Annotated in this window: 12 protein-coding genes and 1 pseudogene; 4 read left to right on the top strand and 9 right to left on the bottom strand. The window is 71.7% G+C overall.

Annotated elements, in window-relative coordinates:
* The first annotated feature begins 359 nt into the window (after positions 1–359).
* Positions 360–881: a universal stress protein gene (locus tag ACIDOF_RS19440; RefSeq protein ID WP_409007197.1), complete on the top strand. Its 522-nt coding sequence runs from the start codon at positions 360–362 to the stop codon at positions 879–881.
* Positions 882–1137: 256 nt separating this feature from the next.
* On the opposite strand, the gene glmS is transcribed toward ACIDOF_RS19440, so the two are convergent.
* Entirely contained in the window at positions 1138–2955 is a 1818-nt protein-coding gene (gene glmS, locus ACIDOF_RS19435; RefSeq protein ID WP_409007196.1) for a glutamine--fructose-6-phosphate transaminase (isomerizing), read from the bottom strand.
* A 13-nt stretch (positions 2956–2968) separates the two neighbouring features.
* The gene (locus tag ACIDOF_RS19430) at positions 2969–3226 is read right to left on the bottom strand and encodes a hypothetical protein (protein WP_409007195.1); all 258 of its coding nucleotides are present in this window, start codon (positions 3224–3226) and stop codon (positions 2969–2971) included.
* Between the two features lie 227 nt (positions 3227–3453).
* Between ACIDOF_RS19430 and ACIDOF_RS19425 the strand changes: the two genes are divergently transcribed.
* From ACIDOF_RS19425 to ACIDOF_RS19415, 3 genes and pseudogenes are all read left to right on the top strand, one after another.
* Positions 3454–5067: a beta-N-acetylhexosaminidase gene (locus tag ACIDOF_RS19425; RefSeq protein ID WP_409007292.1), complete on the top strand. Its 1614-nt coding sequence runs from the start codon at positions 3454–3456 to the stop codon at positions 5065–5067.
* Positions 5068–5153: 86 nt separating this feature from the next.
* A pseudogene (locus tag ACIDOF_RS19420) lies at positions 5154–5336 on the top strand (CopG family transcriptional regulator); the annotation flags it as partial.
* 55 nt (positions 5337–5391) lie between these two features.
* Entirely contained in the window at positions 5392–5727 is a 336-nt protein-coding gene (locus ACIDOF_RS19415; RefSeq protein ID WP_409007194.1) for a PIN domain-containing protein, read from the top strand.
* 58 nt (positions 5728–5785) lie between these two features.
* Here ACIDOF_RS19415 and ACIDOF_RS19410 read toward each other — a convergent pair whose 3' ends face one another.
* From ACIDOF_RS19410 to ACIDOF_RS19380, 7 genes are all read right to left on the bottom strand, one after another.
* Complete coding sequence (locus ACIDOF_RS19410; RefSeq protein ID WP_409007193.1) at positions 5786–7855, bottom strand: iron ABC transporter permease; 2070 nt, start codon at positions 7853–7855, stop codon at positions 5786–5788.
* An 83-nt stretch (positions 7856–7938) separates the two neighbouring features.
* The gene (locus ACIDOF_RS19405) at positions 7939–8925 is read right to left on the bottom strand and encodes an ABC transporter substrate-binding protein (protein ID WP_409007192.1); all 987 of its coding nucleotides are present in this window, start codon (positions 8923–8925) and stop codon (positions 7939–7941) included.
* A 32-nt stretch (positions 8926–8957) separates the two neighbouring features.
* Entirely contained in the window at positions 8958–9764 is an 807-nt protein-coding gene (locus ACIDOF_RS19400) for an ABC transporter ATP-binding protein (protein WP_409007191.1), read from the bottom strand.
* The gene (locus ACIDOF_RS19395; protein WP_409007291.1) at positions 9764–11536 is read right to left on the bottom strand and encodes an IucA/IucC family protein; all 1773 of its coding nucleotides are present in this window, start codon (positions 11534–11536) and stop codon (positions 9764–9766) included. The genes ACIDOF_RS19400 and ACIDOF_RS19395 overlap by 1 nt, the downstream gene beginning before the upstream one ends.
* Positions 11439–12683 (bottom strand): hypothetical protein, encoded by a 1245-nt coding sequence (locus tag ACIDOF_RS19390; protein WP_409007190.1) that lies wholly within the window; start codon positions 12681–12683, stop codon positions 11439–11441. The genes ACIDOF_RS19395 and ACIDOF_RS19390 overlap by 98 nt, the downstream gene beginning before the upstream one ends.
* Positions 12680–13249, bottom strand: coding sequence for a GNAT family N-acetyltransferase (locus ACIDOF_RS19385; protein ID WP_409007189.1), 570 nt, complete (start codon positions 13247–13249; stop codon positions 12680–12682). The genes ACIDOF_RS19390 and ACIDOF_RS19385 overlap by 4 nt, the downstream gene beginning before the upstream one ends.
* A complete protein-coding gene (locus ACIDOF_RS19380) occupies positions 13246–15012 on the bottom strand; it encodes an IucA/IucC family protein (protein WP_409007188.1) in 1767 nt (588 codons plus the stop codon). Before ACIDOF_RS19380 ends, ACIDOF_RS19385 begins: the two co-directional genes overlap by 4 nt.
* Positions 15013–15092 lie beyond the last annotated feature (80 nt).

The following is a 15092-nucleotide window of genomic DNA, read 5'->3' as shown; positions in this document are numbered from 1 at the left end:
GTGTGGACGCGGAGTGACGAACGGGCGTGGACGCGGAGTGCGGCCTTGGCACGGAGTTGCTCCTGGGGCTCGGGTTCACGCCTTCAACGCGCGGCGGAGCGGCCAGGTGACGGCGGCGCGGCAGAAGCCTGTACGTGCCAGCGACCGTTGCCATACCGGGCGGGCTCGTGCATGCTCCCGTGGAAGCCTGCGGTTGCCGCTGCGGGACCTGGGCAGGAGAGGAGTGTCGCCGTACCCTTGGGGGTATGGGCTTGGGAAGATGTTTCCCGGTCACAGCTCCCGCCGTGCGCCCCACCTGCCCGATGAACCCGAAGAAAAGTCGCCCCTCTCACCGAGGACTTCCTTCAGCCGAGACACCGATGGCCGGTCACGAATTCCCCGAACCCGCAGACCGCAAGCGGCAGGTCGCCGATCCGACGACGCCGCAGGCGGAGGCTCAGCCGCGCCATTCCTGCGATCCCGCCTTCAAGCACGGTGTGGTGGTCGGGTTCGACGGCTCCACCTCCAGTGAGCGCGCCCTCGCGTACGCCATCGGCATGGCCAGTCGTTCCGGCTCGGGCCTGATCATCGTGCACGTCGCCAACCGGCTGCCCACCACGGTGTGGGCGGGCTGCGAACCGCCGGTCTTCGTGGACGTCCCGGACCACCGCACCGAAGTGCTCGGGCTCGAACTCGCCTGTGCGGAGTACCTGTCCGAGGTGCCGTGGATCCTCGTCGAGCGCGGCGGGGACATCTGCCACGAACTCGAAGAGGTGGGCCGGGAGTACGAGGCGGACGCGATCGTCGTCGGCTCCACGCACGGCCTCGTCGGCCGGATCTTCGGCTCGGTCGCGGGCCGGCTCGCGCGCCGCGCGCAGCGCCCCGTGATCGTCATCCCGTAACGCCCAACAGCTCGTCCCCGGCGGCCGGTTGGCCCCGTACCCGGTGAAACTACCCACGCGTAGAGGTGCTTTGTGCCCTTGTGAAGGGTACGTATGTCACGGAGCGTGCTGCCGGGTCGGGGGGTGACGGCCACCGGCCGGGGCAGCGTCCGGGGCCGGGGGAATGGGCGCCTCCGGCCACAGAAAGGAACGACCCCCTGTGTGCAGAGGTGGCACGCACAGGGGGTCGTTCGCGTTTACGCGGGAGCCGTCAGGACTACTCCACCGTCACCGACTTGGCGAGGTTGCGGGGCTTGTCGATGTCGCGGCCGAGGTTCAACGCCGTGTGGTAGGCGAGGAGTTGGAGCGGGATGCCCATCAGGATCGCGTCCAGCTCGGGCTCGTTCTTCGGGACGACGATGGTGTGGTCGGCCTTCTCCTGCTCCTGGTGCGCGACGGCGAGGATACGGCCGGAACGGGCCTTGATCTCCTCCAGGGCGGCGCGGTTCTTCTCGAGCAGGTCGTCGTCCGGGACGATCGCGACGGTCGGCAGCGCCGGCTCGATCAGGGCGAGCGGGCCGTGCTTCAACTCCGAGGCGGGGTAGGCCTCGGCGTGGATGTACGAGATCTCCTTCAGCTTGAGGGAGGCCTCAAGGGCGACCGGGTAGCCGCGCACCCGGCCGATGAACATCATCGACTTGGCGTCCGCGTACTGCTCGGCGAGCTTCTTGATCTCGGCCTCGGACTCCAGGATCTCGGAGATCTGCTCGGGCAGCCGGCGCAGGCCCTCGATGATCCGCTTGCCGTCGGAGACCGACAGGTCGCGGATGCGGCCCAGGTGCAGGGCGAGCAGCGCGAACGCGACGACGGTGTTGGTGAAGCACTTGGTGGAGACGACGCAGACCTCGGGCCCGGCGTGCACGTACACACCGCCGTCGGCCTCGCGGGCGATGGCCGAGCCGACCACGTTGACCACGCCGAGGACCCGGGCGCCCTTGCGCTTCAACTCCTGCACGGCGGCGAGCACGTCGTACGTCTCGCCGGACTGGGAGACCGCCACGTACAGGGTGTCGGGGTCGACGACCGGGTTGCGGTAGCGGAACTCCGAGGCGGGCTCGGCGTCGGCGGGGATGCGGGCCAGCGACTCGATGAGGCCGGCGCCGATCAGGCCCGCGTGGTACGAGGTGCCGCAGCCGAGGATCTTGATGCGGCGGATGGTGCGGGCCTCGCGGGCGTCCAGGTTGAGGCCGCCGAGGTGCACGGTGGAGAAGCGGTCGTCGATCCGGCCGCGCAGGACGCGGTCGACGGCGTCGGGCTGCTCGCTGATCTCCTTGTGCATGTACGTGTCGTGGCCGCCCATGTCGTACGACTCGGCCTCCCACTCGACGGTGGTGGGCTCGGCGGTCGTGCGGGTGCCGGACGTGGTGTACGTACGGAAGTCGTCGGCCTTGATCGTGGCCATCTCGCCGTCGTCCAGGGTGACGATCTGGCGGGTGTGGGAGACGAGCGCGGCGACGTCCGAGGCGACGAACATCTCCTTCTCGCCGATACCGAGGACGACCGGGGAGCCGTTGCGGGCGACGACGATGCGGTCCGGGAAGTCGGCGTGCAGGACGGCGATGCCGTACGTGCCCTCGATCTGCTTCAGGGACTGGCGGACCTTCTCCTCCAGCGTGTCCGCGTCGCTGCGGGAGACGAGGTGGGTGAGGACCTCGGTGTCCGTCTCGGAGAGGAACTCCACGCCCTCGGCGGTGAGTTTGGCGCGCAGGTCGGAGGCGTTGTCGATGATGCCGTTGTGGACGACGGCGACCTTGCCCTCGGCGTCCATGTGCGGGTGGGCGTTCTCGTCGGAGGGGGCGCCGTGGGTGGCCCAGCGGGTGTGGGCGATGCCCGTGGTGCCGGCGAAGCGCTTGGGGACGCGGGCCTCCAGGTCACGGACCCGGCCCTTGGCCTTGACCATCTTCAGGGCGGTCGACTTGGGGCTGTTGACGACGACGCCGGCCGAGTCGTAGCCGCGGTACTCCAGGCGCTGCAGGCCTTCGAGGAGGAGCGGGGCCACGTCACGCTTGCCGATGTATCCGACGATTCCGCACATATGGGTGTAGCTCCTAGCCGTAGACGATCCGGCGCAGCTGCCTCAGCGAGAGCTCGGGCGGCGCGACCGTGCGGTAGCGCAGATCGGTGGAGATCTGCTCGAAGATCACCGCGTTCACCAGGCCCTGACTCTGGAGTTCGCGGTGGCGGCGACGGACGAACTCCTCGGTCGTCTCGTCGAAGTAGGCGAGCACGTCCTGGACCACGCGCAGCGCTTCGCCCCGCTGGAGCGGGGTGCTGCGGGTGAGGTGGTCGATGAGGTCGTCGTGCACCCGGTGAATCCTGGGGGAAGACGGCCTCCTTCGCAAGGAACCTGCCCGGATTCGGGCAAGCTCGTGTCGTTCGCCTCTTTCGGAGGAGAGGGAACGGGTGTTTTGGCCGGTTGGCGAAGGTGGGAAGTGGTCTACACCTTGACCCTTCCGAGGGCGCACGGTACCCATGAGCGACGTTCTTGCCCCACAGTTGCGCAGCCCGTCCGAAGGGACCGCCAGTGACGCATGTGAGACCGCACAGAACCGCTCCGCGCCTGTTCGGCGCACTCTTCCTCGTCGCCGCCGCCGGCTTCTCCTGCCTCGCCGCGGCCCCGCCCGGCTCGGCGGCCCGCCCCGCCGCCGAGCCCGTCCCGCTCGGCCGCGTCGTGCCCGTGCCCGCGAAGGTCCAGGCGGGCGGCGCCCCGTACGAGATCGACTCCGGGACGCGGATCAGGGTCGAGGGCGACTCGCGGGCGGTGCGGCGGGTCGGCGAGCAGCTGGCCGGGCTGCTGCGGCCCGCCACCGGGCTCGGCCTGCCGGTCACCGAGGCCGCGGGGGCGGACGGCATCCGGCTCCGACTGTCGGACAGCGCACGGGAGTTGGGCGGCGAGGGGTACCGGCTGCAGTCCGGTTCCCGCGCGGTGACCATCACGGCGCACAAGGCGGCCGGGCTGTTCCGCGGCGTGCAGACGCTGCGCCAGCAGTTGCCGCCGAGCGTGGAGAAGCGGACGAAGCAGGCCGGGCCGTGGAAGGTCGCGGGCGGCACCGTCGAGGACACCCCGCGGTTCGAGCACCGGGGCGCGATGCTGGACGTGTCCCGGCACTTCTTCAGCGTCGAGCAGGTGAAGCGGTACATCGACCAGATGGCGATGTACAAGATCAACAAGCTGCATCTGCACCTCAGCGACGACCAGGGCTGGCGCATCGCCATCGACTCCTGGCCCCGGCTCGCCGAGTACGGCGGCTCCACGCAGGTCGGCGGCGGGCCCGGCGGCTACTACACCAAGGAGCAGTACAAGGAGATCGTCGCCTACGCGGGCGAGCGGTACCTGGAGGTGATCCCGGAGATCGACATGCCGGGCCACACCAACGCCGCGCTCGCCTCGTACGCCGAGCTGAACTGCGACGGGGTCGCGCCGCCGCTCTACACCGGCACCGAGGTCGGCTTCAGCTCGCTGTGCGTGCCGAAGGAGGTCACGTACGACTTCGTGGACGACGTGGTGCGGGAGATCGCCGCGCTGACGCCGGGCCGCTACATCCACATCGGCGGGGACGAGGCGCACTCCACCAGCCACGAGGACTACGTGAAGTTCATGGACCGGGTGCAGCCGGTCGTCGCCAAGTACGGGAAGACCGTGATCGGCTGGCACCAGCTGACGGGTGCGAAGCCGGCGAAGGGGGCCGTGGCCCAGTACTGGGGGTACGACAAGACCGGGCAGGCCGAGCGGGACCAGGTCGTGAACGCCGCGAAGAACGGCACGAAGCTGGTGCTCTCCCCGGCCGACCGGGCCTACCTCGACATGAAGTACACCCCGGCCACGCCCCTCGGCCTCGCCTGGGCCGGGTACGTGGAGGTGGACCGGTCGTACGACTGGGATCCCGGGGCCTATCTGAAGGGGGCGCCCGAGGACTCGATCCTCGGAGTCGAGGCGCCGTTGTGGTCCGAGACGATCTCCGAGTCCCAGCACATCGAGTACATGGCGTTCCCGCGGCTGCCGGGCATCGCCGAGCTCGGCTGGTCCCCGGCGTCCACACACGACTGGGACGCGTACAAGGCACGGCTCGCGGAGCAGGGGCCCCGGTGGGAGGCGCTGGGGATGAACTATTACCGGTCGCCGTTGGTGCCTTGGGCGGCGGGCTGACGGATGTTGTTCCGCCCGTGTCGGGTGCGTTCACGTCGCGCCCGGCACGGGCCCGGCCCCCGCAACCCCACCGGTAGCGTTGGCACATGCCCATGAAGCGCGTCAGCGTGCACGTCGAGACGGCAGACCTCGCCCTCATCAAGGAGGCGGCCGAGCGTCGGGGGATCAGTGAGGCCGAGATCATGCGTCAGGGCGTCCACCTCGCCGCAATGGCCAACCGCGTTTGGGGGGAGCCCCTCTTCTCACGCACCTTCGAAGGACCCGGCCGTGCACGATGACGTATCCGTGGACGCCGCGTGATCACCGGCGGCCGGCCTGCTGGTGATGTCACCCCTGCTGCTTGCCGAGATCGACCACGTGGCCACCCGCGAGCTCGGCCGCGAAGCCGCGCTCAGCGCGGTCGACGACATCCGGCTCTGGATGCGCCGTGGTCGCGTCGCCGTGCCCGAGATCACGGAGGACCATCTGGGGGTCGCCCAGTCCGTGCGCGCCCGTTACCGCGGACTCGACCTGGATCTGGCGGACGCCGTGAACGTGGCCCTCGCCGCCGACTACGACACCGACGCCGTTCTCACGCTCGACCGTCGCGACTTCCGGGCCGTGCGCCCGTTGGGCCGCCACAAGTCGTTCCGGGTGCTGCCCGACGACCTGCCGCTGTGAAACGCCGGCGCCCGGGAGGACCGTCTCCCGGGCGCCGGAGTCTCGTGGGGTGCGTGGTCTACGTCGTACGCCGGCCGCGTCTCAACTGCCAGACGAAGTACGGCGTTCCGATCAGGGCCGCGAGCAGGCCCGAGGGGATCTCCGACGGGGCGATGAGGACGCGGCCCGCCACGTCCGCCGCCACCATCAGTGTCGCGCCCAGGACCGCGGCCGTGGGCAGCAGGCGGTGGGTGCGGGAGCCGGTGAGGATGCGGGCCGCGTGCGGGGCGACCAGGCCGACGAAGGCGACCGTGCCGACGACCGCGACCGCGCACGCCGCGAGTGCCACCGCCAGGGTGAGGACCGCGAGGCGGGTGCGTTCGAGGGGGACGCCGAGGGTGCGCGGGGTGTCGTCACCGAGGGCCAGGAGGTCCATGCGGCGGAAGGAGAGGAAGAGGAGAGGCACGCCCGCCACCGCCACGACGGCGAGGAGCGAGAGGTCGGTCGTGTCCCTCGCGTACGTCGAGCCGGAGAGCCACGTCAGGGCCTGCGCGACCTGGAAACGGGCGCCCGCCACCAGGTAGTTGGTGGCCGCCGTCGTCAGCGCGAAGCAGCCGATGCCGACGAGGACCAGGCGCTCCGGGGCCACCGAGCCCTTGCGGCGGGAGAGCCCGTACGTGAGCGCGAACGCCGCCGTGCCGCCGATCAGCGCGGCGACCGGGAGCATGGCGTACGGCACGGTCGGCAGGGCGACCAGGATCAGGGCCGCGCCGAAGCCCGCGCCGCCGCTGACGCCCATCACGGTCAGGTCGGCGAGCGGGTTGCGGGACACCGTCTGCACGATGCCGCCGGCGACCGCGAGCAGGGCGCCCGCCAGTGCGGCCACGAGGAGGCGTGGCAGGCGGTACTCCAGGACCACCGGGCCGAGGAGTTCGTCGCCGCCGCCGGTGAGGATGCCGGGTATCTGCGCCCACGGCACCGAGATGTCGCCCAGGACGAGGCCCGCGTACAACGCCGCGCACAGCACCGCGCCGCCCGTCGCGAGGACCGCGGGGAAGGGCAGGCGGCGGCGGCCGGGGGCCAACACCGTTCCGGGGGCGGCCGGTTCGGCGGGCAGGCGGCGGGCCAGCCACAGGAAGACCGGGGCGCCGAAGAGAGCGGTGACGACGCCGGCCGGGACCTCGTTGCCCGTCGGGGACGTGACGCGGGCGAGGAGGTCGGCGGCGAGGAGCAGCGTCGCGCCCCACAGCATCGCCGCGGGCAGCAGCACGGCGTGCTTGCGGACGCCGGCGAAGCGGACCAGGTGCGGGGCGGCCAGGCCGATGAACCCGATCGGGCCGGTCACGGAGACCGCGATCGCCGCCATGAGGACGGAGAGCAGCACCGTGAGCATGCGGGTGCGGCCCACGTGCACGCCGAGCGCGCGGGCCGTCTCGTCGCCGGTGCCGAGGATGTCGAGGGAGCGGGCCAGGAGCAGTCCGGCCAGCAACCCCGCGGCCAGGAGCGGGAGTACGGCGAGGGAGCGGTCGCTGTCGGCCACCGCGAGGGAGCCGTGGCCCCAGAAGAAGATCGCGCCGGTCTCCTCCTGGAAGAGCATGACGAGCACGGCCGTGATGCTGGACAGCGCGAGCGTGACCGAGACGCCCGCGAGGACCAGGTGCGCGGGCCGCCCCCGGGAGCCGCCCGCGACCGTGTGCACGAGGGCCGCCGCGAGGAGTCCGCCGACGAACGCGACGCCGCCGCGCGGCAGATCGCCGAGGGACAGTCCGGTGATCGCGGCGACGGCCACCGCGAGATAGGCGCCCGCGGTCACGCCGAGCGTGTCCGGTGCGGCCAGCGGGTTGCGTACGGAGGACTGCAGGAGCGCGCCGGACAGGGCGAAGGCCGCGCCCGCCGCGAGCCCGGCGAGGGTGCGCGGGAGGCGGCCGCCGAGCAGCACGGACCGGGCGTCCGCGTCGTCGGCGCCGAAGAGCAGCCGGACCAGGTCGAACAGGCCGGTGTCGGAGCGGCCGTGGCCGAGGTGGAGCGCCGCGACGAGCAGCAGCGCGAGGACGCCGCCCAGAACGACCGCGACCGGCCCGGACAGCGAGCGCGCTGTCCGGACCGGGGCGGCAACGTCCACGGGCTTCTCAGGAGCTGTGGAGGTCATGGAACCTGTTCGGTCGAAAGGGGAGCGTCGAAGGGGAGCGCCCGAAGGGGGAGCCCCGCCAGATCACTTCAGATCGCTTCAGGTCACTTGGTCAGTGCCGCGGCGATCTCGTCGGCCGCCTGGGCCGTCGAGTACGGGCCGCCGAAGAACCACGTGCCCGGGTCGAGGGCGTGCACGCGGTCCTTCTTCACGAAGTCCAGGTTCTTCCACAGGGCGTTCTTGGGAAGGGACTTGGCGAACACGTCGTCGTTCTTCGCGGCCACGTAGGCGAGCGTGGACTTCTCGACCGGCTTGAAGCCCTCCACGTCGACCTTGCTCATGCCGTACGCGTCGGCCTTGCCGTTCCAGCCGTTCTCCAGGCCGAGCTTGGGCAGCAGCGCGCCGGGGATGGTGGACTCGGTGAGGATCTCCACGGTGGCGGCGCCGTCGGTGGTGTAGCCGCGGGCGACGGTGACCTTCTCGCCGTCCTTGCCCGCGTCGGCCAGCTTCTTCTTCGCCGCGGCGATCTTGCCGTCGAGGTCCTTCAGCGCCTTGTCCGCCGCGTCCTCCTTGCCGGTGGCGGTGCCGAGGGTCTTCAGCGTCGTCTGCATCTCCTCGTACTCGCTGTCCGTGGAGTACGGGTCGAACATCAGCGTCGGCGCGATCTCCTTCAGCTGCTTGAGGTTGGCCTCGGAGCGGATCTTCGACGTGACGATCAGGTCCGGCTTGAGGGCCTTGATGGACTCCAGGCTGGGCGCCTGCCGGGTGCCGACGTCCTTGGTCTCCTTGCCGAAGCGCGGGCCGGCCGTCACCCACTGGTCGTACTGCTTGATGTCGGCGACCCCCGTGGGCTGCACGCCGAGCGCGAGCAGGTCCTCGGCGTACGTCCACTCCAGGGCGACGACCTTCTTCGCCGGGCCGTCGAGCTTCTGCTCGCCCTTGACGTCCTCGACGGTGATCGAGCCCTTGCCGGAGGAGCCGGAGTCCTGCTTGTCGCCGCCGCCACCGGCCTGGTCGGCTGCGGAGCCGCAGGCGGAGGCGGTGAGGGCGAGGGCGGAAGCGGCCACCAGGGCGGTGAGGGTTCTACGCATGGATGCGGTTCCTAAGGGAGTGGGTGAGCGGATCAGTGCGCGGCGGGCGCCGGTTCGCGCCACGTCGGCAGACAGGTGGGGACACCTGTGTGGGGGTCGAGGGTGACCGTCGTCTCGATGCCGAAGGCCGTCCGGATCGTGTCGACGGTGAGCGCCTCGGCGGGCTCGCCGCGGGCCACGATCCGGCCGCCGGCGAGCACCGCCATGGAGTCGGCGTACGCGGCGGCCTGGTTCAGCTCGTGCAGGACGACGGCCACGGTGATGCCGTGCTCGTCGGCCAACTTCCGCACCAGGCGCAGGACTTCGATCTGGTAGCGGATGTCGAGGAACGTGGTCGGCTCGTCCAGGAGCAGCAGTCCGGTGCGCTGGGCCAGGGCCATCGCGATCCAGGCGCGCTGCCGCTCACCCCCGGACAGCTGGTCGAGGGGGCGCTCGGCGAGCGGATGCAGCTTGGTCGCGTCGAGCGCCCAGCTGATCGCCTCCCGGTCCTCCTCGCTGGTGGAGCGGGCGAGGACGCCCTGGTGCGGGTGGCGGCCGTACGCGACCAGCTCCTGCACGGTGACGCCCGCCGGGATCAGCGGCGACTGGGTCAGGAAGCTGAGCTTGCGGGCGAGTTCGCGCGGCTTGTACGCGTCCAGGTCGCGGCCGTCCAGGACGATCGCGCCCTCCTGCGGGGCGTGCAGCCGGGCCAGGGCGCGCAGCAGCGTGGACTTGCCGGAGCCGTTCGGGCCGACCAGGGCCGTCACCTCGCCCGGCGTCAGCTCCAGGTCGATGTCCTGGGCGACCGGATCGCCCCCGTGCCCGAGGGTGAGCCCCTTCGCGCTGATCTCGACGCTCATCAGGCCTGCTCCGCCAGGGGGTTGGGGACGGTGCCGTTGGGGCGCAGGGCGTGCCGCAGGGCGCGGTCGACGTACTTGGTGACGACCAGGCGGTCCGTGTTGAACGGGTAGCGCGGGAAGTCGTCGGCGAGCATGTCGAACTCGGCGAAGCGGTCCGCCTTCTCCGGGAACTGCTTGTGGTACGCGAGGACCGCGTCCCGGACGAGCTGCCAGAATGTGGCGTCCTCGACGCCCAGCTGCTCGGCGGCGATCGGGGCCAGGTAGCGGAAGTGGCCGAGGAGCAGCTGGTCCACGACGTGCTGGCGGATCACGATCGGGTTCTTGCGCGGCAGCACGTGGTCGTAGCCGTCCGGCTCGGGGCCGCGCTCCGGGACCGGGGTGTGGGTGACCGACACGTCGTCCACGAAGTCCTTGAGGAACAGGCGCCGCGGGACGTCGTTCTCGTCGTACCCGATCAGGGTGTTCTGGCCGTGCGGGTTGAACGTGATGCCGTACGTGTACATCACGTGCAGCACCGGGTGCAGGACCGTCTCGAACAGCTTGCGCAGCCAGTCCTCCGCCGACAGGCCCGAGGAGCGGGCGAGGTGGGCGGCGAAGGCCGTGCCGTTCTCGTCGACGTGCAGCAGCGAGGCGAAGGTGCGGACCCGCTCGTTCTCGTCCTTGCGGGAGGACACCGAGTCGCGCCAGATGCAGCCGAGCGCCTCCAGGTGCTGGTACGGCATGTCCGGGACGCGGTCCAGGTACGGGTGGCGCACGGTCACCGAGGCGATCTCGCCGAGGAACACGGTCCGCAGCTGGTCGCGGAGCACCGGGTCCTTGTCGAGCAGGCCGGTCAGCCACTGGGTGGTGACGGGCGCGCCCTGCGTGCAGTGCGGCGGGATGCCGCGCCAGATCAGGGTGTTGACGATCTTCAGCGGGAGCTTCACGTCGTACCGCTCGCGCTGCGCCATGTTCGTCATGGTGCGCACCGACTGCTGCGGCAGGTAGCCGTCCGCGGACTCGCCGAGCGGGATGATCCGGTCCTGCGCGACCTCGCCCGCGAACAGGACCTGCACGGCGTGGTCCCACTGCCAGGGGTGCACGGGCATCCACACGTACGCGTCCGGGTCGCAGCCGCGCGCCTCGATCACGGCACGGAAGGAGCGGATCTCCTCGCCGCTCAACTCGTGCGCGGTGACGGACTGTTCGCTCAGCTCGGAGGTGCCGCGGAACTCGGCGAGGCCGCGGTGCACGGCGATCCACTGCAACTTGACGAGCTGCTGCGACTCGGGGGCGTACGCCCGCACGTCCGAGGCGGAGAAGCCGATGCGGCCCTTGTTCGCGGCGAGCGTGGGGTGGCCCGTCATGTGGCACTCCAGCTCGGCGTGGCCCAGCTTCGCCAGCTCGGCCGCGGTCGCGCCGCCGTGCTCGATCCGGGCGGCGTCCACGGCGAGCGTCGACGACAGCTCGGTGAGGTACATGCCGAGGGTCGGGGCATCCGTGCCGATGGTGTCCGCGCAGTCGACCAGGAACTGCTGGGCGTCCCAGGCCGGGGTGGATATCTCGTTGCCGAGCAGGCCGGCGGCGCCGCGGGTCACGGAGTCCTTGTCGGCCTGCCAGCCGCCGAGCGCACCCCGGGTCGCCGCGAAGACGTAACTGACGCCGGAGTTCAGGTCGACCCGGTAGCGGCCGTCCTCAAGCGCTTCGGGCTTGATCAGTTCCTCGAACGCGAACTCCGACAGGGTCTTGGCGAGCAGCCGACGATTCGCCTCGCGCCAGGACTCCGGCGACACGTCGTGGAGTTCGGGGACGGGGTGCGTGCTCATGGGGGTGGTGCCTTTCGGTCGGGGTGAGCAGGGCGAGGAGTGTGAGGAGGGCCGCGCCTGCGAGGAGGGGGCCGGTGAGGTCGGCCTTCGCCGTGAAGGTGGCGACGAGGGGGGCGAGGAGGAGTCCCGCGGTCTGGGCGGTGGCGATCAGGCTGTACGTGGGGCTGTCGCCGGAGGCCGTCAACACGCGGTGGTCCAGGGCCACTTGGCTCAGGCCGAGGCCGGCGCCGAAGAGTGTTCTGGCGGCGGCCAGGGAGGTCGGGTCGGTGGTGGCCGCCTGCCAGGCGAGGGTCGCCGCCGCGAGGGCGAGTGCGGTGGGGAGCAGGGCGCTGCCCAGGGTGCGCCTCAGGAAGGTTGCTCCGGGGAGCACGGCCAGTACCGCGATGTGCGGGAGTACGAAGAGGAACGCGGCGAGCTGGGTGCTGGTGCCGCCTTCCGCGGCGTACTCGGTGAAGTACGGGCGTACGGCGTAGACGGCTACTGCGTAGGCGAGGACGAACGCTGCAAGGTGGGCCACCTTGGGCTTGTCCGACTGCGCACCCGGCACCGGGGGTTGTGCCCACCCGTTCCGCCCTGCGGAACGCCTGCCCACAACGGTCAGGAGAACGAGGAGCGCGAGCTCTGCCACCGCGAGGAGGGGGAGGGCCAGCCTCGGGTTCGGGACCGTGACCACCACCGTGCCCAGCAGCGTCGCCGCGATGGACGCCGCGTGCAGGACCGCCACGTACTGGAGGACGCCCGGGAAGATGCCCTTCGTGTGGCTGCGGGCGATGGACGGGTAGGCGAGCAGGACCACCGACTTCGCCGCGATCAGGAGGATCGACACCACCGTGAAGGTGACGAAGTCGGGGGCCAGCGCCAAGGACGCCGCGAGGAGTACCGCCGCGCTCTGGCCGGCTGTCACCAGGCGGGCCAGCGGGTAGCGGCGCGCGGCGCGGCCCCACAGGGGCAGGGCCACGATCGCCGCCAGCTGGCACACCATCAGAAAGCCGCCGGTCGCGCCGAACTCACGCACGCCGAACGCCTCCCGGAACAGCTTCGGGTAGAACGGCGCGAGAGCCGACTGCGTGGCCATGTGCAGGCCGGCCGCGCACAGCAGCACTCCCCGGTTCACGCGCTGCGCTCGCGGACCATGAACGCGGCGCGCTTGTCCGGCAGGTCCAGCTCGCGGACCTTGCGGAAACCGGCCCGCTCGAAGGCGCGCACCGAACGGACGTTGCGCACGTCCGGCTCGGCCACGACCCGCTCCGCGTACGGCTGGACCGCGAGCTGCCAGTCCGAGACCGCGCGCAGCAGCCGTGCGCCCAGGCCCCGGCCGCGGAAGTCGGACGGGCCGAGCAGCAGGTGCACGCCCGCGTCGCGGGGCTTGGCGGCGTAGTGCGCGGCGAGCGGGTCGAGGTCGGCGCGGTACAGCTCCCAGTAGCTCATCGGCGTACCGTCGATGCAGCCCAGGTACGGGGTCGAGTGGGCGCTGGCGCGCTGCTCGCGGAGGTAGGCCTCGATCTGCTGCTCGGGCAGCGGCATCTCCCAGAAGCGCGCCACCTCCGGGTCGTTCATCCACGCGTGCACCGCGGCCAGGTCGCCGACCGGGTCGACGGTGCGCAGCGTGAACACGCCCTCGTCGAGCTCGGCCCGCAGCGGGGTGGGTGCGGTCGTCGGCGTCGTCGGCGTCGTCGTCATCGGGTCGCTCCGGCAAGGGGGTTGGCGAGGTCCACGTACACCGACTGGGCCTCAAGGGGGCCGGTCAGCTCGTCCATGCCCTGGACCCGGGTGAGCAGGTTGGCCTTGCAGCGCAGCGTCTCGGCGGTGCGCAGCGTGGTGGCGAGGCGGAGCCGGTCGCCGTGGTCGGCGGCCAGCTTGCCGAGGGTGTCGGCGGCGCGGCGGAGCAGCGCGTGCTCGTCGGCGAGGCCCTGCGAGCCGAGGGCGCCGACCATGCCGAGCATGTTGTTGATGCCGACGTAGTAGGCGAGCCGCTCGTCGATGACGTCGTCGTCGACATACGTGCCGAGGTCCCGGCCGATGTCGTCGATCCAGCTGTAGAGCGCCGTGGAGCGGGCCGGGGAGAAGTAGTAGCCCTGGTTGTCGCGGTAGCGGCCGCCGACGGGCCAGCCCTCCTCGTCGAGGACGACCAGCGTGTTCTGCTGGTGCGCCTCCAGACCCAGGCCGTACGTGGCGTACAGCCACAGGACGGGGGTGACGACCGTGTCGAGGTAGCGGGCGAACCAGTCCTCGGCCACGTCGGCGACGCTCCGGCCGGTGCGCTCGGCGATGCCGCGGACGGCGGCCGCGAGCTGCGAGGGCGCGTCCGGGCCGAGGTCGGGCCGGGGCGCGACCAGGCCCGCGGCGCACACCGCCTGCACGGCGGACTCGTCGGCGGGGAACGGGTTGTCGCGGACCACGACGTCCAGGCCCGTCGGGGAGCCGTCGGCGGCGTTCACGGCGATCCACGCCGGGTCCCGCACGATGTCGAAGCCGGGGTGCTCGGCGCGCAGCGTGTCGCCGAGGCCGGCCGCGAGGAGCCGGTCGATGGCGGCGCCGCGCTCCAGCTCCACGCGCATGTTCTCGCGCCGGGAGTTGGTGATGCGCAGGCCCAGCGAGAACTTCAGCATCACCGGGGCGTCGGCGCGGTACAGCGTGCGCACCGAGGACGTCGGCGACCACTCCGGACCGGCCGGGCCCAGGTCGTGCAGCAGCCCGGCGTCGAGCAGCGCGCGCACGGCGGGGCGGGTGACGATGTCCTTGGCCTGCCACGGGTGCGCCGGCACGAGCACGGTGCCCTCCGGCGCCCGCACGGAACCCTCCGCGAGCTCCTCCATCAGGCCCTGCGCGGTACGGCCCGCGAGCGTGGAGTCGGCGCTGACCACCGACGGGTCGGCGGCGAACCAGTGCAGCGCGAACCTGCCCCGCAACTCCGGGGAGTACGCGGCGAGTTCGGCGTCCGTGAGGCCCTCGCGGCTCTTCGGCGTCGGGTGCAGCGGGTGCCCGGTGATCAGGGCCTGCTCGGCGGCGATGAACGCCGTGGTGCCCTCGGGGTCGACCGGGGCCCCGGCCCGCTGCCGGACGAACTCGGCGGTACGGCGCGTGGAGTCGGCGACCCGCACCGTCAGGTCGGCCACCTGGGCCGGGTCGGCGGCGGCCGTCTCGACGGCGATGAGCGCGGCGAGCGCGGACGCGGCGAGCGGCGTGCCGGTGCCCTGCACGCGGGCGGGGCCGAAGCGGTGCCAGCCGACGGCCGACCAGTACCGGACGGGCGCCTCGACGGTGATGCCGGAGGCGGGCAGCGGCACCGTCAGGAGGTCGTCGGCGGGGCGCGCGACCGCGGTCTCGCGGATCCAGCAGCGCAGCAGGTTCTCGGTGGCGGCGGCGTCGGCGGCGGTGTCTGCGGCGGCGGCGATGTCCGCGGCGGCCGCCCGGCTCGCGGTGGCCGCTGGCGAGCTGCTCATGGAAGTTCTCTTTCTGTTTGCGACCGGTCCGACGGCCGCGCGTGCGGTACGGATCGGACGGCCCGATGAATAACTTAGGT

It is taken from the genome of Streptomyces sp. Da 82-17, assembly GCF_046098215.1.
Taxonomy (GTDB): Bacteria; Actinomycetota; Actinomycetes; order Streptomycetales; family Streptomycetaceae; genus Streptomyces.
The sequence above is the reverse complement of the archived record's forward strand: the minus strand, read 5'-3'. Positions and strand labels throughout refer to the sequence as shown.